General features: G+C 62.9%; 23 protein-coding genes. 16 read left to right on the forward strand and 7 right to left on the reverse strand.

What is annotated here, in order from left to right; genetic code table 11:
- The first annotated feature begins 137 nt into the window (after positions 1-137).
- Together phaR and AB8A23_RS01625 are read left to right on the forward strand one after the other, a co-directional pair.
- Entirely contained in the window at positions 138-737 is a 600-nt protein-coding gene (phaR, locus tag AB8A23_RS01620) for a polyhydroxyalkanoate synthesis repressor PhaR (RefSeq protein ID WP_089262652.1), read from the forward strand.
- A gap of 88 nt (positions 738-825) precedes the next feature.
- Positions 826-1,350 (forward strand): methylated-DNA--[protein]-cysteine S-methyltransferase, encoded by a 525-nt coding sequence (locus AB8A23_RS01625; protein WP_439057075.1) that lies wholly within the window; start codon positions 826-828, stop codon positions 1,348-1,350.
- On the opposite strand, the gene AB8A23_RS01630 is transcribed toward AB8A23_RS01625, so the two are convergent.
- Positions 1,347-4,142 carry a [protein-PII] uridylyltransferase gene (locus tag AB8A23_RS01630; RefSeq protein ID WP_184513274.1) on the reverse strand — a complete coding sequence of 932 codons (2,796 nt, stop codon included), beginning with the start codon at positions 4,140-4,142 and terminating at the stop codon, positions 1,347-1,349. The two genes, AB8A23_RS01625 and AB8A23_RS01630, sit on opposite strands and share 4 nt — an antisense overlap.
- A 271-nt stretch (positions 4,143-4,413) precedes the next feature.
- Here AB8A23_RS01630 and AB8A23_RS01635 point away from each other — a divergent pair, with 271 nt between their 5' ends.
- The 5 genes from AB8A23_RS01635 (at position 4,414) to AB8A23_RS01655 (ending at position 8,679) form a co-directional block, all read left to right on the forward strand.
- Positions 4,414-5,388 (forward strand): aliphatic sulfonate ABC transporter substrate-binding protein, encoded by a 975-nt coding sequence (locus AB8A23_RS01635; protein ID WP_439057074.1) that lies wholly within the window; start codon positions 4,414-4,416, stop codon positions 5,386-5,388.
- Positions 5,389-5,624: 236 nt separating this feature from the next.
- Complete coding sequence (locus tag AB8A23_RS01640; RefSeq protein WP_414716816.1) at positions 5,625-6,473, forward strand: ABC transporter permease; 849 nt, start codon at positions 5,625-5,627, stop codon at positions 6,471-6,473.
- A complete protein-coding gene (locus AB8A23_RS01645) occupies positions 6,473-7,252 on the forward strand; it encodes an ABC transporter ATP-binding protein (RefSeq protein ID WP_439057073.1) in 780 nt (259 codons plus the stop codon). Before AB8A23_RS01640 ends, AB8A23_RS01645 begins: the two co-directional genes overlap by 1 nt.
- A 57-nt stretch (positions 7,253-7,309) precedes the next feature.
- On the forward strand, positions 7,310-7,819 hold the full coding sequence (locus AB8A23_RS01650; RefSeq protein ID WP_439057072.1) for an OsmC family protein: 510 nt from the start codon (positions 7,310-7,312) through the stop codon (positions 7,817-7,819).
- Between the two features lie 62 nt (positions 7,820-7,881).
- Positions 7,882-8,679: a hypothetical protein gene (locus AB8A23_RS01655; RefSeq protein ID WP_184513266.1), complete on the forward strand. Its 798-nt coding sequence runs from the start codon at positions 7,882-7,884 to the stop codon at positions 8,677-8,679.
- A 101-nt stretch (positions 8,680-8,780) separates the two neighbouring features.
- On the opposite strand, the gene mutS is transcribed toward AB8A23_RS01655, so the two are convergent.
- A complete protein-coding gene (mutS, locus tag AB8A23_RS01660) occupies positions 8,781-11,504 on the reverse strand; it encodes a DNA mismatch repair protein MutS (RefSeq protein WP_439057071.1) in 2,724 nt (907 codons plus the stop codon).
- A gap of 232 nt (positions 11,505-11,736) precedes the next feature.
- Here mutS and pcaF point away from each other — a divergent pair, with 232 nt between their 5' ends.
- The 4 genes from pcaF (at position 11,737) to AB8A23_RS01680 (ending at position 15,770) form a co-directional block, all read left to right on the forward strand.
- Positions 11,737-12,945 carry a 3-oxoadipyl-CoA thiolase gene (gene pcaF / locus AB8A23_RS01665; protein WP_439057070.1) on the forward strand — a complete coding sequence of 403 codons (1,209 nt, stop codon included), beginning with the start codon at positions 11,737-11,739 and terminating at the stop codon, positions 12,943-12,945.
- A gap of 60 nt (positions 12,946-13,005) precedes the next feature.
- A complete protein-coding gene (gene pcaH, locus AB8A23_RS01670; RefSeq protein WP_068732948.1) occupies positions 13,006-13,707 on the forward strand; it encodes a protocatechuate 3,4-dioxygenase subunit beta in 702 nt (233 codons plus the stop codon).
- Positions 13,707-14,288, forward strand: coding sequence for a protocatechuate 3,4-dioxygenase subunit alpha (gene pcaG, locus AB8A23_RS01675; protein ID WP_439057069.1), 582 nt, complete (start codon positions 13,707-13,709; stop codon positions 14,286-14,288). Before pcaH ends, pcaG begins: the two co-directional genes overlap by 1 nt.
- A gap of 417 nt (positions 14,289-14,705) precedes the next feature.
- Positions 14,706-15,770 (forward strand): aminoglycoside phosphotransferase, encoded by a 1,065-nt coding sequence (locus tag AB8A23_RS01680; RefSeq protein ID WP_439057068.1) that lies wholly within the window; start codon positions 14,706-14,708, stop codon positions 15,768-15,770.
- Between the two features lie 9 nt (positions 15,771-15,779).
- Here the strand turns inward: AB8A23_RS01680 and AB8A23_RS01685 are convergent, their stop codons facing one another.
- The 4 genes from AB8A23_RS01685 to AB8A23_RS01700 all read right to left on the reverse strand — a co-directional run bounded on the left by AB8A23_RS01685 (position 15,780) and on the right by AB8A23_RS01700 (position 20,008).
- A complete protein-coding gene (locus AB8A23_RS01685; protein ID WP_439057067.1) occupies positions 15,780-17,351 on the reverse strand; it encodes a DHA2 family efflux MFS transporter permease subunit in 1,572 nt (523 codons plus the stop codon).
- A gap of 4 nt (positions 17,352-17,355) precedes the next feature.
- Positions 17,356-18,510, reverse strand: a complete 1,155-nt coding sequence (locus AB8A23_RS01690; RefSeq protein ID WP_439057066.1) for an HlyD family secretion protein — start codon at positions 18,508-18,510, stop codon at positions 17,356-17,358.
- A complete protein-coding gene (locus tag AB8A23_RS01695; protein WP_439057065.1) occupies positions 18,503-18,982 on the reverse strand; it encodes a MarR family winged helix-turn-helix transcriptional regulator in 480 nt (159 codons plus the stop codon). Before AB8A23_RS01695 ends, AB8A23_RS01690 begins: the two co-directional genes overlap by 8 nt.
- 180 nt (positions 18,983-19,162) lie before the next feature.
- On the reverse strand, positions 19,163-20,008 hold the full coding sequence (locus AB8A23_RS01700; RefSeq protein WP_244628384.1) for an outer membrane protein: 846 nt from the start codon (positions 20,006-20,008) through the stop codon (positions 19,163-19,165).
- Positions 20,009-20,263: 255 nt separating this feature from the next.
- Between AB8A23_RS01700 and AB8A23_RS01705 the strand changes: the two genes are divergently transcribed.
- The 5 genes from AB8A23_RS01705 to AB8A23_RS01725 all read left to right on the forward strand — a co-directional run bounded on the left by AB8A23_RS01705 (position 20,264) and on the right by AB8A23_RS01725 (position 24,820).
- A complete protein-coding gene (locus AB8A23_RS01705) occupies positions 20,264-21,256 on the forward strand; it encodes an AraC family transcriptional regulator (protein WP_439057064.1) in 993 nt (330 codons plus the stop codon).
- A gap of 158 nt (positions 21,257-21,414) precedes the next feature.
- Complete coding sequence (locus AB8A23_RS01710) at positions 21,415-21,900, forward strand: Fur family transcriptional regulator (protein WP_092139844.1); 486 nt, start codon at positions 21,415-21,417, stop codon at positions 21,898-21,900.
- A gap of 42 nt (positions 21,901-21,942) precedes the next feature.
- A complete protein-coding gene (locus AB8A23_RS01715) occupies positions 21,943-22,857 on the forward strand; it encodes a DMT family transporter (RefSeq protein ID WP_439057063.1) in 915 nt (304 codons plus the stop codon).
- Positions 22,858-22,906: 49 nt separating this feature from the next.
- Positions 22,907-24,190 carry a flavodoxin-dependent (E)-4-hydroxy-3-methylbut-2-enyl-diphosphate synthase gene (ispG, locus tag AB8A23_RS01720; RefSeq protein WP_089262692.1) on the forward strand — a complete coding sequence of 428 codons (1,284 nt, stop codon included), beginning with the start codon at positions 22,907-22,909 and terminating at the stop codon, positions 24,188-24,190.
- A gap of 240 nt (positions 24,191-24,430) precedes the next feature.
- Positions 24,431-24,820, forward strand: a complete 390-nt coding sequence (locus AB8A23_RS01725; protein ID WP_231078222.1) for a hypothetical protein — start codon at positions 24,431-24,433, stop codon at positions 24,818-24,820.
- A 6-nt stretch (positions 24,821-24,826) separates the two neighbouring features.
- On the opposite strand, the gene AB8A23_RS01730 is transcribed toward AB8A23_RS01725, so the two are convergent.
- Positions 24,827-26,431 carry a Na+/H+ antiporter gene (locus tag AB8A23_RS01730; RefSeq protein WP_439057062.1) on the reverse strand — a complete coding sequence of 535 codons (1,605 nt, stop codon included), beginning with the start codon at positions 26,429-26,431 and terminating at the stop codon, positions 24,827-24,829.
- Positions 26,432-26,508 lie beyond the last annotated feature (77 nt).

A 26,508-nucleotide genomic window follows, 5' to 3' on the forward strand; every position in this document is an offset into this window, starting at 1 on the left:
TGCCATTTTAACCGTGACGCACAAAACGGTAGCCGAGCCCCTTTGAAAGTGCTTACTTTATTGCATTGCGTTGTTCGACAACCTTATGGCGCGCTGCCGTAAGGTTCCCTGTCCTCGGTCCGTATGTGTGAGCCCCCATGGCGAAATCAGATCAACCCACGACAATCAAAAAATATGCGAACCGCCGGCTTTATAATACCGGAACAAGCACTTACGTGACGCTTGAAGATCTCGCTGCGATGGTGAAAGACGGCGAGGATTTTCTCGTCTATGACGCCAAGACCGGCGACGATATTACCCGCTCGGTGCTGGCCCAGATCATCTTCGAACAGGAAAACAAGGCTGGCCAGAATCTCCTGCCAACCACTTTCCTGCGCCAGTTGATCCGCTTCTATGGCGACAGCATGCAGATGGTGGTGCCGAAGTATCTCGAGCAGTCCATCGACAGCCTGACGCGCGAGCAGGAGAAATTCCGCAAGCAGATGACGAACACGTTCAGCATGACGCCGTTCGCGCCACTTGAGGAAACCGTTCGTCGCAACATGGAATTGTTTCAGCAGACCTTCGCGATGTTCAAGCCGTTCGTGCCGCCGCGCGGTGGCGCTGCGTCGCCGGAGCCGGAAAAGGCGCCGGAGCCGACCGCTGAGCCTGCCGACACCATGGATGACCTGCGTCGCCAGATGAAGGAAATGCAGGAACGCCTCGAGCGCATGTCGCACGAGCCGAAGCCGGAATAATTCGCGGCTCACTTATCGGAAATCGGAATGACGCCGGCCGTAGCTACACCTACGGTCGGCGTTTCCATTTGATGAGCGCAACATCGCCATGGCGAAGCAACCCACCCCACTCACTCTCGACCGGCTCGACACCCCGATCGGCATCGCGCTGCTGGTGACGAACCACGGTGGCGCACTCTGCGCACTCGACTGGATCGATTACGAAGAGCGCTTGCTGACTTTGCTGCGTCGTTACTATGGGACGGTCGAACTGACCGAGAACTCGGCACCATCCGAGATCCGCAGTGCACTCTCACGCTATTTCGACGGCGACCTCGACCAGCTCGATGGCATCACCTGCCACATCCCCGGCACGCCGTTTCAGAACCGCATCTGGACGGCACTGCGAAAAATCCCTGCAGGCAGCACACTCAGCTACGGCACGCTGGCCGCGCAACTCGGCGTGCCCAATGCAATGCGCGCGGTCGGCCATGCCAATGGCGCCAATCCCCTGAGTGTCGTCGTGCCCTGCCACCGCCTGATCGGCGCCAACGGTTCGCTCACCGGCTATGGCGGCGGCATCGCGCGCAAACGCTGGCTGCTAGAGCATGAGGGTGTCGTGGTGGCGTCCTAAGCCGCCGGCTTCTCCGCGATATCGCCGTTTGCCAGCAGATGGATCAACGCGCGCTTGATCGCAGCCTGACGCGTCGGGGCATTGATCTGCGCTCCAAGCAAATCGGTGACGTAGAACACGTCTCGCGCGCGCTCGCCGAAGGTCGCGACATGCGCCGAAGCGATGTTGAGGTTGAGCTTCGAGATCGCCGTGGTCAGTTGATACAACAGACCCGGCCTGTCGAGGCCGGAGACCTCGATCACGGTGTAGCGATCTGACCACTGGTTATTGACGATAACTTCCGGCTCCACCGTGAAGGCCCTGATCTTGCCCTTGGTCGAGGCGCGCTTGGCCACGGTTTCCGGCAGCCGCACCTTGCCTTCGAGCACGTCCTCGATCATGTCGCCGATCCGTGTTGCACGGCGGCCTTCGTCGTCATCGCGATCGTATTCCCGGGAGATCGCGATGGTGTCCAGCGCGCGGCCATCGGTCGTGGTGTAGATCTGCGCGTCGACGATATTGGCGCCGGCTGCGGCGCATGCGCCGGCGATGATCGACAGCAACCAGGGATGGTCGACGGCCAGAATCGTGAGCTCGGTGACGCCGCGGGCTTCATCGAACCCGACATTGATCGCGAGCTTGTGCCCGGCCTCTTCCGATGCGCGCAGGAAACGAGCATGGCGAATCTTGCGGTCGAGCTCGACCTTGAGCCAGTAGGCCGGATAGTGCCGCAGAATGTACGCGTTGAGATCCTGCTCGGGCCACTCGGTGAAGGCACGGCGGAATTCGGCCTGCGCCGACGCGATGCGCTGTGCGCGATTGACCTCGGAGAAACCACCGGTCAGCACCGGCTCGGTCTCGTAGTACAACGTCCGGATCAGCTGCGCCTTCCAGCCGTTCCAGACGCCGGGACCGACGCCGCGGATATCGGCGGTGGTGAGAATCGTCAGCAGCTTCATCTGCTCGACCGACTGCACGACGGCAGCGAAATTCTCGATGGTCTTGCTATCCGACAGGTCGCGCGACTGCGCCACCGTGGACATGGTCAGATGCTCTTCGATGAGCCACGCAACTAGATCGGTGTCGGCGGCATTGAATCCGAGCCGCGGGCACAGTCGCCGCGCCACCTTGGCGCCGGCGATGGAGTGATCCTCCGGGCGCCCCTTGGCGATGTCATGCAGCAACACCGTGATATAGATCACCGCCCGATGTTCCGGGCGGATCTTGCGCATCAGATCGCTGGCGACAACGAACTCGTCGTTCCCGCCCCGCTCGATCTCCTGAAGGATGCCGACACACCGCAGCAGATGCTCATCCACCGTATAGTGATGATACATGTTGAACTGCATCATCGACACGATGCGGCCGAAGGCACGAATGAAATGACCGAGTACGCCGGTCTCGTTCATCCGCCGCAGCACGATCTCGGCATTGTCCGAGGTCAGGATCTCCATGAACAGCGCATTGGCTTCGGCGTTCTCGCGTATCTCCGGCGTGATCAGCCGGAGCGAGCGCGTCGCGGTCCGCATCGCATCGGGATGGAAGGCCAGATTGTGCTTCTGCGCCAGTCGGAAGAATCGGATCAGATTGATCGGGTCTTCCTTGAACACGTCAGGCGCAGCAAGGTTGATACGGTTGTTGTCGATGATGAAGGCATCGCTGTCCGGCAGCCGGCGGCGATGCATCTCGGGCCGCAGCTTGGCCATCATGCGCGTCAGCGCCGGCGCCGGCTTGGCCTGCTGGTCTTCGAGCTTGGCGCACAGGATCGCAGTGAGATCGCCGACTTCCTTGGCAATCAGGAAGTAGTGCTTCATGAAGCGCTCGACGTCCTGCATGCCGGGATGCGAGGTATAGCCGAGGCGGACCGCAATCTCGCGCTGCAGGTCGAACGACAGCCGCTCTTCCGGCCGTTTGGTCAGGAAGTGGATATTGCAGCGGACCGACCACAGGAAGTCTTCGCAACGCTTGAAGGTGCGGTATTCCTGCGGATCGAACACGCCGCGCGCGACCAGCTCCTTGCTATCGCGCACCCGATAGACGTATTTCGCGATCCAGAACACGGTGTGCAAATCGCGCAGACCGCCCTTGCCGTCCTTGACGTTGGGCTCGACCAGATAGCGCGACTGGCCGCCGCGGCGATGGCGCTCCTCGCGTTCGGCGAGCTTGGCAGTGACGAATTCGGCGGCGGTGCCCTGCACCACCTCGGCGTCGAAGCGCGTGACCAGTTCGTCGTAGAGAGCCTGATCGCCGGTGAGGAAGCGCGTTTCCAGGATCGCGGTGCGGATCGTCATGTCGCCGCGCGCCTGGCGGATCGATTCATCCACCGATCGCGTGGCGTGGCCCACCTTCAGGCCCATGTCCCACAGGCAATACAGAATGACTTCGGCGACCTGTTCGCCCCAGGCAGTCTGCTTGTAGGGCAGGATGAACAACAGATCGATGTCGGATTCCGGCGCCATCAGCCCGCGGCCATAGCCGCCGGTGGAGACCACCGCCATGCGCTCGGCGCCGGACGGGATTGGCGAATGATACAGATGCTTCGTCGCCGCGGCGAACAGCATGCGGATGATTTCATCCTGCACGTGGCAGAGCTGCTCGGCACAGCGTCGGCCGTGGCGGTCTTTCAACAGGACGGCCTCGGCGGCTTCACTGGCCTTGAGCAGTTCGGCCTTCAGCAGCTTGGCGACGGCGGCGCGAAACAAATCGTTCTTGCCGCGATGCTGCGCTGCAAGCGCATCGATCTCGGCGGTAATCCGCGTCGTGTCGAAGTCGGTTTCGGTTGTCGGTCTGTCTTGTGTAGCAACGCTGTCCATGAACAACCCGGATATCGGACGGCGCAAGCGCTGTCACGGTGATTGTAGCCCCACAGCTAGTCCATGCTGCCTTTTGCGCAATCCGGGCAACAACGTTCTCGCGGCGGTGTCCTTGGCGCATCATATCTTCTCGTTGACGAAACGCCATAACTAATTGAAATTAAAGCACGTTTTCGCACAGAGAGCGACCCCGGCGTGGTGCCATGACGCCCGCAGGATGCAAGTCGCCTTCGAACCTCACGTTTCGACAGTCCACCAGGGAGAGACCAGAATGTTCACGATGTCACGGCGCGCTGTCGCCGGTCTGATTGCTGCGGCTGCACTGCTGCCCGGAGCTACCTTCGCCGCCGAACCGCTCAAGGAAATCCGGCTCGACTGGGCGACCTACAATCCGGTCTCGATCATCCTCAAGCAGAACGGCCTGCTAGAGAAGGAGTTCGCCAAGGACGGCGTGAAGATCACCTGGGTACAGTCGGCCGGCTCCAACAAGGCGCTCGAATTCCTCAATGCGGGGTCCATCGATTTCGGCTCGACCGCCGGCTCCGCTGCGCTGGTGGCGAAGATCAACGGCAACCCGATCAAGTCGGTCTACGTCTATTCGCGTCCAGAATGGACGGCGCTGGTAACCGGCAAAGATTCCAAGATCGCCTCCGTCGCCGATCTCAAGGGCAAGCGCGTCGCGGTGACCCGCGGCACCGATCCCCACATCTTCCTGGTCCGCGCTTTGCTCGGCGCCGGCCTCACCGACAAGGACATCACGCCAGTTCTGCTGCAGCATGCCGACGGCAAGGCCGCGCTGATCCGCGGCGACGTCGATGCATGGGCCGGACTCGATCCGATGATGGCGCAGGCCGAGGTCGAGGACGGCGCCAAACTGTTCTTCCGCAAGCCGGACGCCAACACCTGGGGCATCCTCAATGTGCGCGAGCAATTCCTGAAGGACTATCCGGATGCCGCGCGCCGCGTCCTCGCCGTTTATGAAGACGCCCGGAAATATTCGCTGGAGAACTATCCCGAGCTGAAGAAGGCGTTCATCGGCGTCACCAAGCTGCCCGACGCGGTCGTCGACAAGCAGCTCAAGGAACGCACCGAGCTGATCCACAGCCGCATTGGCGCGCCCCAGCGCGAGTCGATCCTCGCCGCAGGTCTCGCATTGCAGCAGGCCGGCGTGATCGACGCCAAGGTCGATGTAAAGGCAACGGTGGATGCACTGATCGACGATCAGGTCCCGCTGCCAAAGAGCTGACGCTCTAACTTCCCCTCTCCCCCAGCGCAGCAAAGCTGCGCGCCGCGGGAGAGGGTGCCTGAGCGCAGCGAAGGCGGGAGAGGGTTCTTTCTTCCGCGAAGCGCTCCCTCTCCCGTCTCGAACCCGCTTCGCGTGTTCGATCCACCCTCTCCCACCTGACGCAGCTTCGCTGCGCCCGGGGGCGAGGGGAAGAAAGCAAGGCGCTGCTTGCAATCACCGACGAGACGCAATCTCCTATGACCATGACGCTGGAAACACCCGCGCTTGAACATTCCGATGCGATCGACAGTGCCGCACCGAATCGCCGCTGGCAGCGTTTCGCGCGGCCGGCGCTGGGCGTCGTATTGCCCCTGACACTCGCGCTGGCATGGGAGCTGGCCGTCTGGTCCGGCTGGTCGAACGGCCGGCTGGTACCGCCGCCGTCGCGCGTCTTCGCCACCATCATGGAGCTCGCCCGAAGCGGCGAACTTTGGCGCCATATCACCACGACGCTGTCGCGCGTTGCCGCCGGCTTCGGCCTCGGCGTTGTCGCCGGCACCCTGCTCGGCGCTATCTCCGGCTATTGGGGAATCGCGCGGCGACTGCTCGATCCCACCGTGCAGGCGCTGCGCGCCATCCCCTCTATCGCCTGGGTGCCGCTGTTCATCCTGTGGCTCGGCATTTTTGAGACGTCGAAGGTCGCGCTGATCGCCGTCGGCGTGTTCTTTCCGGTCTATCTCGGCGTGATGGGCGCGATCCTCTCGGTCGATCGCAAGATCGTCGAGGTCGGTCGTACCTTCCGCCTCTCTGGCCCCGCCATGATCCGCCGCATCCTGCTGCCTGCGGTGCTGCCGGCCTATGTTGTTGCACTTCGCGTTGGCCTCGGGCTCGGCTGGATGTTCGTGGTTGCCGCCGAATTCATGGGCGCCTCCGAAGGGCTCGGCTATCTCCTGATCGACGGCCAGCAGCTCGGCAAGCCCGCGCAGATCCTCGCCGCCATCACCATTTTCGCATTGCTCGGCAAGACCACCGACTGGCTGATCGAATTGATCACCACGCCACTGCTGCGCTGGCAGGATGCGTTCCGTCCGGGCGGAGAGACCTGATGCTCGCGCTCGACAAGGTCGGCAAGACCTATCCCAACGGCGTCCATGCGCTGGAGCGCTTCACCGCGCAAATCCCGCAGGGCGAAATCGTCGCCATCATCGGTGGCTCCGGCTGCGGAAAATCGACACTGCTGCGCGCCGTTGCGGGGCTCGATCGCGCCTCGACCGGCAGCATCCGCATCGACAATATCAATATCAGCGCGCCGCACGAGAAGATCGGCATCATCTTTCAGGAACCGCGGTTGCTGCCGTGGCTCAGCGTCGCCGACAATATCGGCTTCGGCCTGTCCGAGCTTCCTGTCGCCGCACGCCGCGAGAAAGTCGCGCAGGCCCTGGCGCGCGTCGGCCTGTCGGATAAAGCCAAGGCATGGCCGCGCGAACTATCCGGCGGGCAGGCGCAGCGCGTCGCCATTGCCCGTGCATTGGTGCCGCAGCCGGAAGTACTCCTGCTCGACGAACCATTCTCCGCGCTCGACGCCTTCACGCGCCGCGATCTGCAGGATCATCTGCTCGATCTCTGGGCCGACACACGCCCGACGCTGATCCTTGTCACGCATGATGTCGACGAAGCCGTGGTGCTGGCAGACCGCGTGCTGGTGATGCGGCCGAGGCCGGGTCGGCTGTTCGCCGAGATCGATGTCGGCCTTGCGCGCCCCCGCGACCGTGCCTCGCCGCTGTTCGACGCGGTGAAGCGCCGCGTGCTCACCGCACTGGATCGATCGCTGGATCGTGACGTGCCCGACAGCGCACCTGCCGAGACTGTCGGCGCGTGGTGGTGACAACATCGTCGCAGGCGAATAAAAGCTGCAACTAACAAAATCTCAGGGAGAGATATCATGGACGCCGCCGCGCTTCGCGCCACCCAGGCCCCCATCAAAGAGCTCTACAAGACCGATCCCAAGGCTGCCTTCATCACACTCAAAGCCAAGGGCTCGATCGACAATGAAGGCATCGCCTGCAAGGTCGAGACCGGCCGGCAGATCGCAGCCGCCGGCCTGCACCCGGCCACGGGCGGCTCCGGCCTCGAACTCTGTTCGGGCGACATGCTGCTGGAAGCGTTGGTGGCCTGCGCCGGCGTGACGCTGAAGTCGGTGGCCACCGCCGTCGAAATTCCGCTGAAGTCCGGCAATGTGACAGCCGAGGGCGATCTGGATTTCCGCGGCACGCTCGGCGTCGACAAGGAAGCCCCGGTCGGCTTCGCCGAAATCCGCCTGCGCTTCGACGTCGATACCGACGCGCCGCAGGACAAGCTCGATCTGCTGCTGAAGCTGACCGAGCGTTATTGCGTGGTCTACCAGACCATCAAACATGGCCCGAAGGTTTCGGTGTCCCTCAACAGGGTGTAAGCAGGCCAGACGACTCCCACCAAGGAAAGAGGAGGCCAAGCACCTCCTCTCGTCAGGCTGCCATGTCCCCCGAACTTGCCTTCCTCCTGACGCTCACTCTGCGCATGGCGATCACCGCCGCCTTCGTGATCACGGCCTCCATCATCACCGAACGATCCGGCCCGGTGATCGGTGCATTGGTGGCAACGCTGCCGATTTCGGCCGGTCCATCCTATGTCTTTCTTGCGCTCGATCATGACGCCGCCTTCATCGCGCAAGGTGCATTGGCCAGCCTGCCGATCAATGGCGCGACGATGTTTCTCGGATTGACTTACGTGCTGCTGGCGCAACGCCACAACGTGATCGTCAGCCTCGGCGCCGCTGTGCTGGTGTGGTTCGCCCTCGCCCTGCTGGTGCGGCAGTTCGAATGGACTTTGCTTGGCGGCATCGCGGCCAATGTCGTGGCCTTCGGCATCTGCCTGCCGCTGATGGCGCGGTTTCGCCATGCGAGGATGCCGCTCATCACCAGGCGCTGGTACGACATCCCGCTGCGTGCCGCTCTCGTCGCAACGCTGGTCGCTACCGTGGTAACGCTGTCCTCGACCATCGGCCCGACCGGCAGCGGCATTCTCGCACTTTATCCCGTCGTGTTCACCAGCCTGATGCTGATCCTGCATCCGCGCATCGGCGGCCCGCCCACCGCTGCGGTGATCGCCAATGGCGGCTGGGGCCTGATGGGTTTCGGCATCGCGGTGGCCGTGATGCATGTCACCGCCACGCGCTTCGGCTCGGTGGTCGCCCTGAGCCTCGCGCTGGCGACTTGCGTGGTGTGGAATCTCGGCCTGTGGTCGTGGGGACGCAGGCGCGCGCGCTTCATTTGAAACCCCGTCATGGCCGGGCTCGTCCCGGCCATCCACGTCTTTGGCGCAGAGAAACAAGGCGTAGATGCCCGGCACAAGGCCGGGCATGACGATAGAGAATGTTACTTCGGCAGTTTCGCCTTCAGCGCATAGAGCGCATCCAGCGCCTCCCTTGGCGACATCTCGTCGGGATGCAGCGCCTTCACGGCGTCCATCAGCAATTCCGCCTCCGACGGAGGAGCCGCCTCGACCGGTGCACGCGCTGTGATCGCGAACAGCGGCAGGTCATCCATCAGCGCCTTGGCGCTCTGGCCGCGATCCTGCGCTTCAAGCTTGGCCAGCACCGACTTCGCGCGCGCGATCACCGCCGGCGGCAGGCCCGCGAGCTTGGCGACCTGAATGCCATAGGAGCGATCCGCCGAGCCCGGCAGCACCTCGTGCAGGAACACCACGTCGCCGTGCCATTCCTTGACCCGCACCGTGGCATTGAACAGCCGCGGCAGTTTAGCGGAGAGCGCCGTGAGCTCGTGATAATGCGTCGCAAACAGTGCGCGGCAGCGATTGCTCTCATGCAGATGCTCGATCGCGGCCCAGGCGATCGACAGACCGTCGAAGGTCGCCGTGCCGCGGCCGATCTCGTCGAGGATCACCAGCGCGCGTTCGGTGGCCTGATTGAGGATGACGGCGGTCTCGACCATTTCGACCATGAAGGTCGAACGTCCTCTTGCCAGATCGTCCGCCGCGCCGACGCGCGAGAACAGCCGGTCGACGATGCCGATGCGCGCGCGCGAGGCCGGCACGAAACTGCCGATCTGCGCCAGCAGTGCGATCAACGCATTCTGGCGCAGGAAGGTCGATTTACCCGCCATATTCGGACCAGTGATCAGCCAGATCTGGCCGGATTTCTGGCCCGGTCCCGGTGAGAGGTCGCTGGCATTGGCGATGAAAGGCTGGCCGTCGCGGCGCAGCGCCTGTTCGACCACCGGATGCCGGCCACCCTCGATGGCGAATAACAGCGAGTTGTCGACTTCCGGGCGCACATAGTTGTCATCGACCGCGAGCTTCGCCAGCGCGGTCGCCACATCCAGCAGCGCGAAAGCGTGCGCGGCAGCGCGCAGATCTTCCGACGCCTCGGCGACCATCGCCGACAGCCGTTCGAAAATTTCGAGCTCGAGCCCGAGCGCGCGGTCGCCGGCATTAGCGATCTTGGCTTCGATCTCGCCGAGTTCGGAGGTGGTGAAACGCACCTGCCCGGCCAGCGTCTGGCGGTGGATGAAGGTCGCGTTCAGCGGCGCCTGCATCAGCTTGTCGCCATGCTGCGCGGTAACCTCGACGAAATAGCCGAGCACGTTGTTGTGGCGGATCTTGAGACCCTTCACACCGGTGTCGTCGGCGTAGCGCGCCTGCATCGCCGCGACGACCAGACGCGAGGCGTCACGCAGATTGCGGGTCTCATCGAGCGCCGCTTCAAAGCCTTCACGCACGAAACCGCCATCGCGCTTCAGCAGCGGAAGATCGTCGGCGAGTGCGCGGGCGAAGGTCGCCGCGAGCTCACGCGACGGACGGCGCAGGCCGGCCATGGCAGCCGTGATATCCGCCGGCAGATTGTCGATGACGCCGAGACGATCAAGCACCTGATCGGCGGCAAGCACACCATCACGCAAGCAGGCGAGATCGCGCGGACCACCGCGGCCGACAGAGAGGCGGGCCAATGCGCGGGACATGTCCGGCGCGGTCTTCAGGGCCGAGCGGAGATCGTCGCGCAGCCCGCTGTCGGATACGAAACTCGTGACCGCATCGAGCCGGCGGCCGATCGCCACTTCATCGGTAAGCGGCGCGGCGAGGCGCTGCGCCAGCAGGCGCGAACCGGCGGCGGTGACGGTGCAGTCGATCGCATCCAGCAGCGAGCCCTTGCGCTCGCCTGATAGCGTGCGCGTCAGTTCGAGATTGGCGCGGGTCGCCGGATCGATGGCCATGGTGGTGCCGACCGCTTCGTGGGTCGGCGGCGACAGCGGCACGCGTTTGCCGACTTGCGTGCGCTCGACATAGGTGACGCACGCCGCCGCAGCGGTCGCTTCCAGCCGCGACATGGCGCTGAGGCCGTCCATGGTGGCGACGGCAAAGTAATCGCACAGCCGGCGCTCGGCGGTGGCACCATCGAACACGTCACGGGTCAGCGGCGTCACCGCCGGCAATTCGCGCAGCAATTGGCTGAGATCAGGATCGCTGTAGAGCGCATCCGTAACCAGCACCTCGTTCGGATTGATCCGCGCCAGCGTCGCGCCGAGTTCGCCTGTCGCACATTCGGTGACAATGAATTCGGCAGTCGAAATATCGATCCAGGCCAGACCGATGCGATCCGCACCGCTTGAGCCCTTGCTGCGCGCAATCGCCAGCAGATAATTATTGGCCCGCGCGTCGAGCAAGTTTTCTTCGGTCAGCGTGCCCGGCGTAACCACGCGCACGACGTCGCGGCGAACCACGCTCTTGCCGCCGCGCTTCTTCGCCTCGGCCGGATCCTCCATCTGTTCGCAGACGGCGACACGGATGCCGAGCGAGATCAGGCGGTGCAGATAATCATCGGCGCGAACCACCGGCACGCCGCACATCGGGATATCCATGCCCTGATGCTTGCCGCGCTTGGTCAGCACGATGCCGAGCGAGCGCGAGGCAAGCTCAGCGTCCTCGAAGAAGATCTCGTAGAAATCGCCCATCCGGTAGAACAGCAGCAGGCCGGGATTGGCGGCCTTGATCTCAAGGTACTGTTCCATCATGGGAGACACTTTTGCGGTGTCATCCACGCGGGGAGCGGGTTCTGGGGCGGTAATGGGCTGCTGGATCGTCATGGCGCCGGACGCTAGCAAATTTTGCTCTGCCGATCCCACCCGCGGCTGTCGCAAACCGTAGTTTTCCCCACCGCGGCGAGGCAGTTGACAAGTCAACTACGATTTCATATCCGCAATTCCAAGGACAACGCTGCCATCCAGCAGCAGCATTTGACCGGGTCAGCGGGGGTTCTTAAAACCACCGCGAAAATCCGGCAATCGAGCGCGGATGCAGTCTCCAGGGAGAGAATTGATGAGCGATGTCTTCATTTGCGACGCCGTCCGCACCCCCATCGGCCGTTTCGGCGGCTCCCTTGCCAAAGTTCGCGCCGACGACCTCGCCGCCGCCCCCATTAAAGCCCTGATGGACCGCAATCCCGGCGTGGATTGGGCTGCCGTCGAGGAAGTCTATTTCGGCTGCGCCAATCAGGCCGGTGAAGACAACCGCAACGTCGCCCGCATGGCGGCGCTGCTGGCCGGCCTCCCCGATTCCGTCCCCGGCGCCACGCTAAACCGTCTTTGCGCCTCCGGCCTCGACGCAGTCGGCGCCGGCGCCCGTGCCATCCGCGCCGGTGAAATCGATTTCGCCATTGCCGGCGGCGTCGAATCCATGACCCGCGCGCCATTCGTGCAGGGCAAGGCCACCGAAGCCTTCTCCCGCTCGGCGGAAATCTTCGACACCACCATCGGCTGGCGCTTCATCAACCCCTTGATGCGCGAAAAGTACGGCGTCGACGCTATGCCGGAGACCGGCGAGAACGTCGCGCAGGATTTCCAGATCTCGCGCGCCGACCAGGATGCCTTTGCGATCTGCTCGCAGCAGAACGCCGGAAAGGCGATCGCTTCGGGCTATTTCGCCGAAGAAATCATCCCGGTGATGGTGCCCGGCGGCAAGGCCGGCCCGATCGCCGTCGACAAGGACGAGCATCCGCGCCCCGAAACCACGCTGGAAGGCCTCGCCAAGCTGCGCCCGATTGTCCGCAAGGACGGCACGGTCACCGCCGGCAACGCCTCGGGCGTCAATGACGGCGCTTGCGCCATGATCCTCGCCTCGGGCGCCGCTGTGGAGAAGCACGGCCTCAAGGCCCGCGCCCGCATCCTCGGCCTCGCCTCGGGCGGCGTCGCGCCGCGCATCATGGGCATCGGCCCCGTGCCGGCGACCAAGAAGCTGATGGAACGCCTTGGTCTGAAGATCAGCGATTTCGATCTGATCGAGCTCAACGAGGCCTTCGCCTCGCAGGGCATCGCCGTGCTGCGCCAGCTCGGCGTCAAGGAAGATGCTGATTTCGTCAACCCACACGGCGGCGCGATCGCGCTCGGCCACCCGCTCGGCATGAGCGGCGCCCGTCTCGCGATGACCGCCGTGCATGGCATGGAGAAGCGCGGCGGCAAGCTGGCGCTGGCCACCATGTGCGTCGGCGTCGGTCAGGGCGTCGCCATGGCGATCGAGAAGCTCAACTAACAACGACGTTTTCAAGACCGCCGCCGCGGGATCCGCGGCGGCAAAAGAGGGAAAAACAGCATGACGCTAATCTATCCCGTCGAGAGCAATGCGGCGCACGCGCCGCGCCTCTCACCCGGCTACAAGAGCACCATCAAGCGCGCGCCGCAGAAGCAGCGCATCCTGATGCCGCACACACTGTCGGAAACGACAGGACCGGTCTACGGCCACGAGACGGTACGACCCGGCGATCATGACCTCACCACCATGCATGCGGGCGAGCCGCTCGGCGAACGCATCATCGTGCACGGCACGGTGATGGACGAGGACGGCCGCGGCGTACCGAACACGCTGGTCGAACTGTGGCAGGCCAATGCCTGCGGCCGCTACGTGCATGTCTGGGACCAACACCCCGCGCCGCTCGATCCGAACTTCACCGGCGCCGGCCGCACCGTCACCGACGCCGCGGGCAACTACAAGTTCGTCACTATCAAGCCCGGCGCCTATCCGTGGGGCAATCACCATAATGCCTGGCGCCCTGCGCACATCCACTTCTCGGTGTTCGGCCATTCCTTCGTCTCGCGCCTCGTGACGCAGATGTATTTCCCGAACGATCCGCTGTTTCCGTTCGACCCGATCTTCAACTCGGTCACCGACGAAAAGGCACGCCTGCGCATGGTGTCGGATTTCGACCTCGACGTCACCGAGCCCGGCTGGGCGCTGGCCTATCGTTTCAACATCGTGCTGCGCGGCCGCAACGCCACCCCGACGGAGAATCACTGATGCCCGGAATTACCCCGTCGCAGACCGTCGGTCCGTTCTATGCCTACGGCCTGACACCTAACGGCAAATACGCCTGGAACGACGCCTTCACCAGCAACCTGCTGACACCCGACGTCACCGGCGACAAGATCCGCATCGAAGGCGTGATCTATGACGGCGATGGCAAGGTTGTGCCCGATGCCGTGCTGGAAATCTGGCAGGCCGACGCGCAGGGCCGCTTCGCCGACCCGCAGGATACCCGCGGGCTGCCGAATTCGAGCTTCAGGGGTTTCGGTCGCTCCGGTACCACCGACGCCGGCGAATATTCGTTCGACACCGTCAAGCCCGGCGCCGTGCCGGGCATCGATGGCAAAGAACAGGCGCCGCATATCGTGATGGCCGTGTTCGGCCGCGGCATGACGATGCAGTCGATGACGCGTATCTATTTCGAGGACGAAGCCGCGACGGCTGATGATGCGGTGATGCAGCTTGTGCCGGCGGATCGTCGCGCGACGATCATCGCGAAGAAGACCGCTCCGGGCGTCTATCGTTTCGACATTCACCTGCAGGGTGACAACGAGACGGTGTTCTTCGACGTGTGAGTGCCCTTCTCCCTCCCCCCTAGCGTGGCGCAGCCGCGCGACGTGGGGAGGGTGGATCGACCGCGCCGCGGTCGAGACGGGTGGGGCGCTTCCACAGGCGCCTTACCGCGGGGCACCCCCACCCCGGCCTATCGGCCGACCCTCCCCACAAGGGGGAGGGATACCATCGGCGACATCGCTTCTTTTATGATCACTCCATCACCGCCGGATGCTCATCCGCACCCGGCTTCGCCGCTTGCGCGCGCAGGTGCCGCATCCGCTCCGCCTCAAGATGCCTCATGAAGCGCGCGCCATGCACGGAACGTAACGGGCAGCAATCGAACCAGGAATATCATCAGAAATCGAGGCTCGAGAATTGTGCCTCGGCGTGTAACATGGTGGCGTCGACGCTTCCTCATTTGCGGGACGTGTACCACCATGACAGCAGTCTCACCGCTACCAGCGGCGGATGCCGAACATCTCACCGCCGCGCTTCGCAAGTCCGGCGTGCTCGGAGACGGTCGCGTTCGCGATGTCACCTTGGAGCGTTCGTTCAATACGGTGCTGTCTCGGATCGACCGGCTGCGCCTGAGCTACGATGGCGACGACACCGATGCACCGGGCTCCATCATTCTCAAGACCGTCGTCCCCGAACGCGCGGCGACGTTCTGGCATGTCGGCCGCAACGAAGTTGCATTCTACAACACCGTTGGTTCGGCGATGTCCGAGCATCTTGTGCCGCGTTGCTATGAAGCGGTCAGCGATGCCGACACCAAGGCCTGGCATTTGCTGCTCGAAGACCTCACTGAGTCTCACTTTGTCGCCACCACCTGGCCGCAGCCGCCGACATTCGCACAATGCGAGCAGATCGTTCGGTCTCGGGCACGTTTTCACGCGGCGTGGTGGAATGATGCCCGCCTCGGCGTCACAATCGGGGCATGGCAGGAGCCCACCGAACTGGATCAGCAGGTGCAGACGCTCACGCGCCAGTTGGAAAAATTCACCGAGCGCCAAGGCGATCGCCTGTCACCCAAGCGGCGCGAGCTCTACGCACGGCTGCTCGACACGGCGCCGCGCTTGCAGGCACGCTACCGTTCCCACTCCAACATGACGATCGTCCAGGGCGACTCCCATGTCTGGAACATCTTTCTGCCGAAAGACGAGAACAGCGATGAGGCGCTGCAATTCGATTGGGATAGCTGGCGCGTCGACACGGCATCGGACGATCTCGCTTATATGATGGCGATGCACTGGTATCCCGACATGCGGCGGCGCTTTGAGCGGCCTTTGCTCGACCGCTACCACGCCGAACTGGTGGCGCGGGGCGTGCGCGGCTATGACCGGCGTGCGCTGAATGACGACTACCGCCTGTCCGTGCTGTGGCAGATCACCACTCCGGTATGGCAGGAGGCCAATAACATCCCGCCGGTGATCTGGTGGAATAACCTTGAACGTATCATGCTGGCGGTCGACGATCTCGACTGTCGCGAGTTGCTCGGCTGACGGCGGGCTTTATTCCATCACCGCCGGATGCTCATCCGCACCCGGCTGCGCCGCTTGCGCGCGCAAGGTCGCCTTGGACGAGCCGATGATCAGCGCCATCGGAATCGCGCAGAGCGTCACCAGCATCACCATCTGATAATCCAGCCCGAAAGCGATGATCGTGGCCTGCAGCGTGACGATGGCGTCCATCATGGCGCGGCCGCTATCGGTGGCGAGGTTGATCGCGCCGGTCACATTGGGCATCTGCAGCGCGTTGTTGAACGGCGTGACGTGCTCGACCAGCACCGCATGGGCCATGCGAGTGCCGGAAGTGAGTTGCGCGATTACGATGGAAATGCCGATCGAACTCGCGACATTGCGCAGCAGCGTGAGCATCGAGGTGCCGTCGGTGCGCAGATGATTTGGCAGCGTCAGGAACGCCACCGTGGACAGCGGCACGAAGACGAGACCAAGGCCAAATCCCTGCGCGATGGAGACGACGACGATCTCCGGCACGCCGGTCTGGTCGGTCCACATCGACGTAAAGAACAGCGACACCGACATCAGCGCCATTCCCACCATGATCAGTGTACGCGCCTCGACATATTTCATGATGCGCCCGACCAGCATCATCGCCACGAAGGTGCCGGAGCCACGCGTCGCCAGTAACAGACCTGCCGTGAGGATCGGATAGCCGATCACGTTCTGCAGATAGGGCGACGACAGTGCCATGGTCGAATACAGCACCAGCCCCATGACGGCCATGAACACGCAGCCGCCGACAAAATTCTTGTCCTTGAAGATCGCGAACTGGATGAACGGCTTCGAGGTCGTGAAGGAATGCGCGAAGAAATAATAGAAGCCGATGATCGAGACGATCGCCTCGATGACGATTTCGTTGGATTCGAGCCACCCGAGCTGCTCGCCGCGGTCCAGTGCAAGTTGCATCGCACCGATGCCGATGGCCAGCGCGCCGAAACCGAACCAGTCGAATTTCAGTTCTGCATTGGTCTTGGTCTCGTCCATGAAGGCCAGCAGGCCAAACACCGTGACGATGCCGAAGGGCAGATTTACGAAGAATACCCAGTGCCAGGAATAAGTTTCAGTCAGCCAGGCGCCCAATGAAGGCCCCATGATCGGGCCGAGCATCACGCCCATGCCCCAGATCGACATCGCCTTGGCGCGCTCATGCAGCGCGTAGCTGTCGAGCATCACCGCCTGCGACAGCGGCACCAGTGCCGCACCGAACACGCCCTGCAACAGGCGAAAGCCGACCATCTGGCTGATGTCTTGCGCAAGGCCACACAGCACCGAGGCGACCGTGAAACCCGCCGAACAGACGATGAAGATCTTCTTGCGGCCGAACCGGTTGGCGATCCAGCCGACCGGCGCGGTCATGATCGCCGCGGCGACGATATAGGAGGTCAGCACCCAGTTAACCTGATCCTGCGACGCCGACAGCGTGCCCTGCATATAGGGCAACGCAACGTTCGCAATCGTGGTGTCGAGCGCCTGCATGATGGTCGCGGTCATGGCGCAGATCGTCACCATGTTCCTGCGAAAGCCCGGGACCGCACTGGGAGATGGCGCCGACGTGCTCATGGGATCAGTCCTGAGCAGCCTTGGCCGATGACAGGCCGAGCAGGCCCGCCAGCGAGCGATGATGCTTGGTATCGATTGTCGTGTAAGTGCTCATGCCGGCCTTCAGTCGCTTCACAAAGGGATCTGCATAATCGAGATAGATCCGCACCGGCACGCGCTGCACCACCTTGACGAAGTTGCCGGTGGCGTTTTGCGGCGGCAGGATCGCGAATTGCGCGCCGGTGCCAGGGCTCAGCGAACCGACAGTGCCCTTGAAGGCATGGTTCGGGAACGCATCGACATCGATCTCCACGGTCTGGCCGACGGCGATGTAAGTGAAATCAGATTCCTTCAGATTGGCATCGACCCATGGCCTGTTGTCGTCGATCACCGTGAGGATCGGCGTGCCGGCCATCGCGAAGCGGCCGAGCTGGATGTTATCGACCTGCGTCGCGACGCCGGAGATCGGCGCCTTCAGCACGGTGTGGTCGAGATTGCGCTGCGCCTGATCGAGCGCCGACTGCGCCTGCGCGTAGGGCGGGAACTGAGCCAACGGCAGGTCGGGATTGCCGAGCAACTGGTTCATCGAGGTCGCGAGCTGCTGCCTCAGGAGTTCGAGCTGCGCCTTCGCGGTCACCGCCGCAGTCGCCGCATTGTCGAGATCGAGCTGCGAGCCGAAGTTGCTCTTGACCAGAGTCGACTTGCGTTCGACGTCGCGCTGTTTGAAGTCGACACCCTGCTGCGCCAGATCCTGCATCTGGCCGTAGATCTTCACGTTGCTGACGAGGTTGTCATAGGTGGTTTTCGCCTGCGCCAGCTTTGCCCTGGCATCGTCGAGCGCCAGCCGGAACGGGACCGGATCGATCTCGAACAACACGTCGCCTTCTTTGACATGCTGGCCTTCGCGCACCACGACCTTGTCGACCTTGCCGGAGATATCCGGCGTGATCAGCACCTTCTGCGCACCGACATAGGCATCGTCAGTGCCGACATAGCGACCGCCCGACAGATAGAAGGCGACGCCGCCAACAAGAACGATGGCCGGCAGTACGACCAGCAGCAACGTTCGCCGATAGCGCTTCAGGAAATCTTTCGCGCCCTGACGCTGCGTGGTCGCGGCGCCATCGGATCCGCCCTCGGGCACATCCTTGTCGGGAAATTTCAGCACGGGCTCAGCCATAGACTTGTTCCTTGGTCTTTGTGGCTGCGGGGTTCAGCGCAGCGCGGATATTGTCTTTGATGGTTTCGAGATGCGCGACCAGCTGGTGCATGTCGGCCTCGCTCACGCCGTCGAACGCGACCTGCATCAGGTTGCCGCGCAGCACCGCCAGTTTTGCCGTCAGCGGGCGCGCGGCCTCGGTGAGATAGAGGCGCTTGATGCGGCGGTCGGTGTCGTCATTGCGGCGTTCGATCAGGCCGCTGTCGCAGAGCTTGTCGATCAGCCGCGTCAGGCTGATCGGCGCCATTTCCATGGCGTCGGCGAGGTCGGTCTGTTTTTGGCCCTCATTGCGCTCGACCTTGGCGAGCACCGCCCATTGAGCGCGGGTCATGCCGAACTGGCGCGCTTCCTTGTCGGCCAGCAGCCGCAACATGCGCTGGGTCTCGAACAAGGCGGCCAGAAAATCGGTGCCGGTGTCAGGCTGGCAGGACATGGAGGCGCTCCGTAAACTTAGCTTATTATAAGCAAGCTTATGAATAACGCATCGGTGGACGATACGACGCAGCCCCGCGACGAGCGCATGGCTAGGTCTCCCGGGCCTCCCCAGAATAGGCGGCACAGCAAAAAGCCCGGCACGAGGCCGGGCTTGAGGTCGACAGGAGGATCGAAAGGGTCAGTATTTGGCCACAACAGCCGGGCTGAAGGCGTAATTGATGCCGGCGCGGAAGACGTGGTCGTGGAAGCCGACCGAGGTCTGGTTGGCCGTCCCTCCGAAATAGGTCGCCGAGCCCAGATCGAGATACAGATATTCGAGCTTGGCCGACCAGTTGGTGCCGAACTTCTTTTCCAGACCGGCGCCCAGGGTCCAGCCGACACGGGTCTGCGATTCCGACAGCAGCGTGCCGGGAATCGTCACGGCGGCGCTGGCCGGTGTCGTGCCAGCAGAGCCCGGCCCGAAGATCTGGCCCGTTACTGTCGTCTGGGTGGAATATTTGACCTCACCGACAACCAGACCGCCGGTGCCGTAGAGCAGCAGATCCGGCGTTGCCAGCAGGCCGACCCGGCCGCGGAATGTGGCGAACCACGGGAAGCTCCATGAGCTGTTTGCCGATGTCTGCGTCAACAGATTGAAGTCACCGCCGGGCAAAGTGGTCCGCAGCGAACTCACCGGAGAGTTCGCACTGCCACGTTCACCGGTGCCCTGGATATCGGCTTCGAGACCGACGACCCATGTGCGATCGAGCTGCCAATTATAGCCGATCTGGCCGCCGCCGAGGCCGCCATTGACATCCTGCTTGACCGGCGACGCAAAGGCGGTGCCCGGCAGGAAAGTGGCGTCGCCCTTGCCCCAGCTGTAGCCGCCGTTGAGGCCGACATAAAATCCGGTCCAGTTGATGCCGGGGTCCACCAGAACCGGCGCCTTGGTATACATGCGGGGCGACAGATCCGCAGCGCCGGCGGTCGACGAAAACGCCACGATGGCGAGGCCTGCAGCGGCCAATACGGTGCGTTTCACCATCAGTCTCCTCAACAACAGATCAACAAAGGCAGGCCGAAGGCCCTGCTTCGATGATGTGTAGTTGAATGAGACATCAGCGACTTGGAACGGACGCGACGCGGCAGGACTGGGCGAGACTGGCACCGCAATTCGTTCTGCTTGTTGCGTTCAAGCCACATGACGCATCGCGAACTATCAAAAGAGAAACCGCCCAAAGACGCAGCAAAGCGATGAATATGAACGCGATCCGTACTGGCACGACCAAGATATAGTTCAATGCTTGCAGGACTGATCCTCGTGACTTCAAGGCCCGGTCCCGAAGCGCCCGATTCCTCGATCGAGGCGACCTCCGAAAATCTGACACCGCAGCTCCAATTCGGGCGCCTGACATTCAACGTCGAATCCCCTCTTCCGACGGACACCCCGCTTTCGACCGATACTGCATTGCACAGGTTGCCCGGCGCGATTGTTTTTATCGGCACAGGATTTCCGGCGAACGATCGCATGCCGGATGCTGCGACTGCGTCATCGCTCGACGATGTCGTCTTTGCAGTCGTTCTGAAAGGTCGCGCTCGCGCATCGCAGCATGGCCGCGAAGAAATCATCGAGCAGGACCATGCGGTCTTGATGACAACCAGGGACGCCGGTTGGCATACGTCATCTTGTGAGACGCAGCATCTGATCGTTCAGATCGACCGTGCTGCACTGTCGATCAAGGTGCCGAATCTCGGCGCCTGGCTCATGCGACCTGTCCTCCTGGAGGCTCAGACGTTGCGGCTATTGATGGCGCATTGTCAGGAAGCAATCGACCTCGACGGGTCCGCCCCCACCCATCTTCAACACCATGTCGTGGCCGATCTGTGTAGCCTGATCGCACTTCTGACAATCGGTTGCGAGAACCGCTCCGAGACATTTCCACCTTCCAGCACCCGCATGCTGCGCTTGCAGGCGATCAAGGCAGCCATCGAAGCAGGCCTCGGAAATCACGACCTCTCGGCCGAAACGCTGGCGGCGGCTCAGAAAATCTCGCCTGATTATGTCCGCAAGCTGTTTCGCGAACACGACCTCAGCCTGTCGGAATATTTGCTCGAACGGCGTCTGGCCCTTGCTCATGCATTGCTACTCGACCCATTGCGGGCCGATGAGCGGATCGGGAAGATCGCGGACGAGGCCGGCTTCAACGATTTGTCGTATTTCAACCGGACATTCCGGCGCCGATATGCCACCTCGCCATCGGATCTGCGCCGGGAGCGCAAAAGCTCCACCTGATCGGCCCGGTATCGCCCATTCAACCTTTGCAATCGCCCGACTGTCCCCCCATTTGCAGGGAACGCTCGTCGTTTGGCAGCGCAGGATTTGGTGTAAGACTGGGCCCCAACGCCAAAAAGACGGGCACAATCACACCCAACGGGTTAAGCTACCTCCATATGGCAGTTCCGAAACCAACTTTCCCGGCTCCTGGCCACGATCACGACCGCTGTACAGCGGACGCGATGCATCATGCCGAGCATGTCTGTGCAGCCCGATCGCAAAAGCTGACCCCGATCCGCCGGCAGGTGCTTGAAGCGCTGCTCGCGAGCCATCGGCCGCTTGGGGCCTACGAGATCATCGATGAGTTGGCCAAGACCACTTCGCGTCCGGCACCCATCACCGTGTATCGCGCACTTGATTTCCTGATGGAGAACGGCCTCGTTCACCGCATCGAGAGCCGCAACGCCTTCCTGGCCTGCGCGCACGACCACGGCACGGCCTCGATGGTCGCGTTTCTGATCTGTGACCAGTGCGGGTCGGTCGGCGAAGTGCCCGCAACGAAGGTCGCGCAGAGCCTGAATGATGCCGCACGGACGACTGGCTTCGTCCCGAAACTGTCTGTTGTCGAAATCACTGGAACCTGCGCGCACTGTCAGGCGTGACGATCCCATAACAACACGGCGACAAGCCGGGCCCGAGGCTTCATGTCTGCAGAAGTGATCATCAGTCCAGCCGGCGGACGCGCACTCACCGCCGGCGCCATCGCCCTCGTGCTGATGCTGTGCCTGACCTGGGGCTTCAACCAGATCGCCATCAAGCTGGTGCTGCACGATATCCCGCCTTACACGCAGGCGATGCTGCGCTCGGCCGGCGCGCTGTTGGTCATCCTGGCCATTGCGCGCATGCGCGGCGTCAAGCTGTTCGAACGCGACGGCACGCTGAAGGCCGGCCTGTTCGCCGGCGTGCTGTTCGGCATCGAATTCGTGCTGATCTTTCACGGCCTGCAATTCACGACGGCCTCGCGCGCCGCGGTTTTCCTCTACACGATGCCGTTCTTCGTCGCTTTCGGTGCCTATCAGTTCCTGGGTGAACGCCTGCGCCCGGTGCAATGGGCCGGGCTCGCGGTGAGCTTCGCCGGCGTCGCCGTGGCCATCGGCGTCCCGCAGCCTGACGTCACCACCGATGTCCTGATCGGGGATCTGATGATCGTCGGCGGTGCGGGGCTGTGGGCCGCGACCACGCTGGTGGTCAAGATGACGCCACTCCTCTACGCACCGCCCGAGAAGGCACTGGGATACCAGGTCGGGCTGTCTGTCCCGATTTTGGGCCTGGCGGCGCTGCTGGCGGGCGAGACCGTGACCCGGGTTCCCGGTCCGCTGGCGCTGTCACTGCTCTCGTTTCAGGCCTTCTGGGTGGTCGGCTTCACGTTTTTGCTCTGGTTCGGGCTGATCAAGACCTATTCCGCCAGCAAATTGTCGGCTTTTACCTTCATTACCCCTTTGTTTGGCGTCGCGGCAGGCTATCTCATCATGGGCGACCACCTGACCCCCGCCTTCGGCCTCGCTGCGTTATTGGTCGTTGCCGGGCTGGTCCTCGTTAACCGACCGGTCAGGGCCTAGCCCACTAACGCATTGCTGGATGTCATCTAAATCTGATATTCGAGACCCCATGAACAAGATTGAAATTCCGTCTGATATCGCCGGTCCGGCGCCCCGGCACCTCACCACACAGGTCATGGTTGGCAACGTCGCTGTCGGCGGCGGTGCACCGATCGTCGTGCAGTCGATGACCAACACCGACACGGCCGACATCCAGGGCACCATCGACCAGGTCGCAGCGCTGTCGCGCGCGGGCTCGGAAATGGTCCGCATCACCGTGGACCGCGACGAAGCAGCCGCCGCCGTTCCGCATATCCGCGAAGCGCTCGACAAGCAGGGCATCACCACGCCGCTGGTTGGCGACTTCCATTACATCGGCCACAAGCTGCTCGCCGAATATCCGGCCTGCGCCGCGGCACTCGACAAATACCGCATCAATCCCGGCAATGTCGGCTTCAAGAGCAAGCGTGACAGCCAGTTCGCCGACATCATCGAGATCGCCAACAAGAACAACAAGGCCGTCCGCATCGGCGCGAACTGGGGTTCGCTCGATCAGGAACTGCTCACCAAGCTGATGGACGAGAACGCGCTGTCCGCGAACCCGAAGGACGTCCGCGCGGTGACGCGTGAAGCGATGGTGCAGTCGGCACTGCTCTCGGCGGCGCGCGCCGAAGAACTCGGTATGCCGAAGAACAAGATGATCCTGTCCGCCAAGGTCTCGGCGGTGCAGGACCTCATCGCGGTGTATCAGACGCTCGCCTCGCGCTCAGACTATGCGATCCATCTCGGTCTCACCGAGGCCGGCATGGGCTCGAAGGGCATCGTCGCCTCCTCGGCCGCGCTCGGCATCCTGCTGCAGCAGGGCATCGGCGACACCATCCGCATTTCGCTCACCCCCGAGCCCGGCGGCGATCGCACGGTGGAAGTTCAGGTCGCGCAGGAGCTGCTGCAGACCATGGGCTTCCGCACCTTCGTGCCGCTGGTTGCGGCATGCCCCGGTTGCGGCCGCACCACCTCGACCACGTTCCAGGAACTGGCCCGTTCGATCCAGGATTTCATCCGCGACTCGATGCCAGGCTGGAAGACGCAGTATCCCGGCGTCGAGAACCTCAACGTCGCGGTCATGGGCTGCATCGTGAATGGCCCCGGCGAATCCAAGCATGCCAATATCGGCATCTCACTGCCCGGCACAGGCGAAAGCCCGGCCGCTCCGGTGTTCGTCGATGGCGAGAAATTCCGCACCCTGCGCGGCCCAAGCATTGCGGCCGACTTCAAGGCGCTGGTGATCGACTATATCGATCAGCGCTACGGCGCCAACGCCAAGGCGCCGGAAGTCGTCACCGCGGCCGAGTAATTCAAGCAGCTGCTCCAAAATCAGCCGGCGACCGGATCATCCGTCGCCGGCTTTTTTATTGACCACCTCGATTGCCCTCGGAGTAATATTCAATCTATAGTTTTATTTTATTGAGTCCGCATTCATTGGCAGAATGGCATGATTGTCGATCGCCAACGCTTATCTTCAAAAAACCTCGCCAGGCTCGCGGTCCTCGTATCCGTGTTTCTTCTGACGTGGATGCCCGTCTGCAACGCTCAGATGTTTGGCCTGCCCGGCCGCTTCACGCGACCTGACATCGCGCCATCACAGCAGACGCCGCCGGCAGCGCCCCCTCAGGTGCCGAAGCGGACCGGCAACGCTGCAGCTCACTGGGGACCACTCTTCAAAGCCCAGGTGGAGCGATGCTGGAAAAAGCCCGGTGGCGGCGGCAAGGAGCCGATCGAGGCGATCTTCGTGATCAAGCTGAATCGCGATGGCATGATCGATGAGGCGCGCCCGATATCGATCACCTCGACCACGCCCTATAGCAAGGCGTATCAGCTGAGTTGCATGCGTGCGCTCGAGAGCTGCCAGCCCTACAGGCTTCCCGATGCCTCTTACGACGAGTGGCGCTTCTTCGAGCCGGTCTTCACCGAGCGCATCCGCTGAGCGACACTACAGCGGAATTCGCCGGAACTCGCGGTTGCTCAGCCCCGCTTCTTCCAGATCCAGATCGCGCTCGATGCGGCGGCGGCTCTCGTCGGTAATCTTGCCGTCGCGCAGTTGCGCGTGGATGAATTTGCGCTCCGCCTTGATGAGTTCGCGCACCAGATCGATACCCACCGCGGAGACGTCGACGTCGGGATCGAGTTCGCCCGGCAACTGATTCGAGCGGCTTTCATGGCGCGCGCGCAGCAGCTTCACGACCTCGTCGGACAGTTCGCGATCGTCGGTCATGGCATCGAGCCGCGCCAGGGCTGTGGCCAGCGCCTCGCGGCGTGTCGCGAGCTCGGCCTCGTGCTCGGCGATATATTCCTCGCGGCCGATTTTGGTCACGCCGAGCCACTTCACCACGATGGGCAGGCACAGGCCGAAGCCAACCAGCGTGATGAGAATGATGTTGAAGGAGACGAACAGGATCAGGTCGCGCGACGGAAAGCCTTCGTTCGAGACCAGCGTGAATGGCAGCGCCAGCGCTGCGGCGAGCGATACGGCACCGCGCACGCCGGTGAAGGCGACGACGAAGGTCCATTGCCAGTTCGGCGCGGGATCGCGCTTGCGCAGGTCTGCGCTGAGCCAGCGCGGCACATAAATCGCCGCATAGACCCAGACGAAACGCGCCACGATGATCACGACGGTGACGAGCACCGTGGCCCACATGATCTCGGCGAACGGAAACGCCTTCGATTTCTCGATCAGCGCCCGCATCTGGAAGCCGGTCAAAAGGAACAGCAGACCCTCGACCAGATAGATCACCAAGTCCCAGAAGAAGATGCCCTGCAGGCGCGTCGCCGCCGAGATCAGCAGCGGGCCGTTCCAGGAAATGTAGAGACCGCAGGCCACAGTGGCGATGATGCCGGAGCCACCGAAATGTTCGGGAATGAGATAGGCGACATAGGGTGTCAGCAGCGACAGCGTAATCTCGACCTGCGGATCGCGCGCGCGGTGACGCATGCGCAGGCTGATCCAGCCGATAGCAAGGCCGAAGACCAATTCGCAGGCGAGGATGGCGACGAAGGTGCCGGCCGCCTTCGGCAGCGAGAACGCCCCGGTGGTGATCGCCACCACTGCAAAGCGATACAGGATCAGCGTCGTCGCATCATTGGCGAGACCCTCGCCTTCCAGCACGACCAGAATGCGGCGCGGCAGGCCGATTTTGCGCGCAATCGCCAGCGGCGCCACCACGTCCGGCGGCGCGACGATGGCGCCGAGCAGGAAGCCGACCGACCACGGCAGCCCGATCAGAAAATGCGTCGCGGTGGCGACGAGGCACGCCGTGAAGATCACGCAGCCGACGGCCAGCAGCGTGATGATCCGCAGATTGGCGCGGAATTCACGCCAGCTCATGGCGACGGAGGCCGAATAGATGAGTGGCGGCAGCACGCCCAGCAGCACTACATCCGGCGGCAATTGGATCGAGGGCATGCCCGGCACGAAGGCCAGTGCAATGCCGGCCAGCAGCAGCAGGATCGCCGGGGCAATGCTGATGCGCTTGGCCAGCCACGCCGTACCTGCGAGCGCAGCGATCAAAACCAGGAAAATCTGAAACTTGGCTTCCACGCGGGCGGCATCCTTTGCGTGCCTAATTTGCCCGGATGAGAAGTGAGGTCAATGCGATCGTCATTGCGAGGAGCCCT

Source organism: Tardiphaga sp. 619_E2_N8_4 (assembly GCF_051810905.1).
Taxonomy (GTDB): Bacteria; Pseudomonadota; Alphaproteobacteria; order Rhizobiales; family Xanthobacteraceae; genus Tardiphaga; species Tardiphaga robiniae.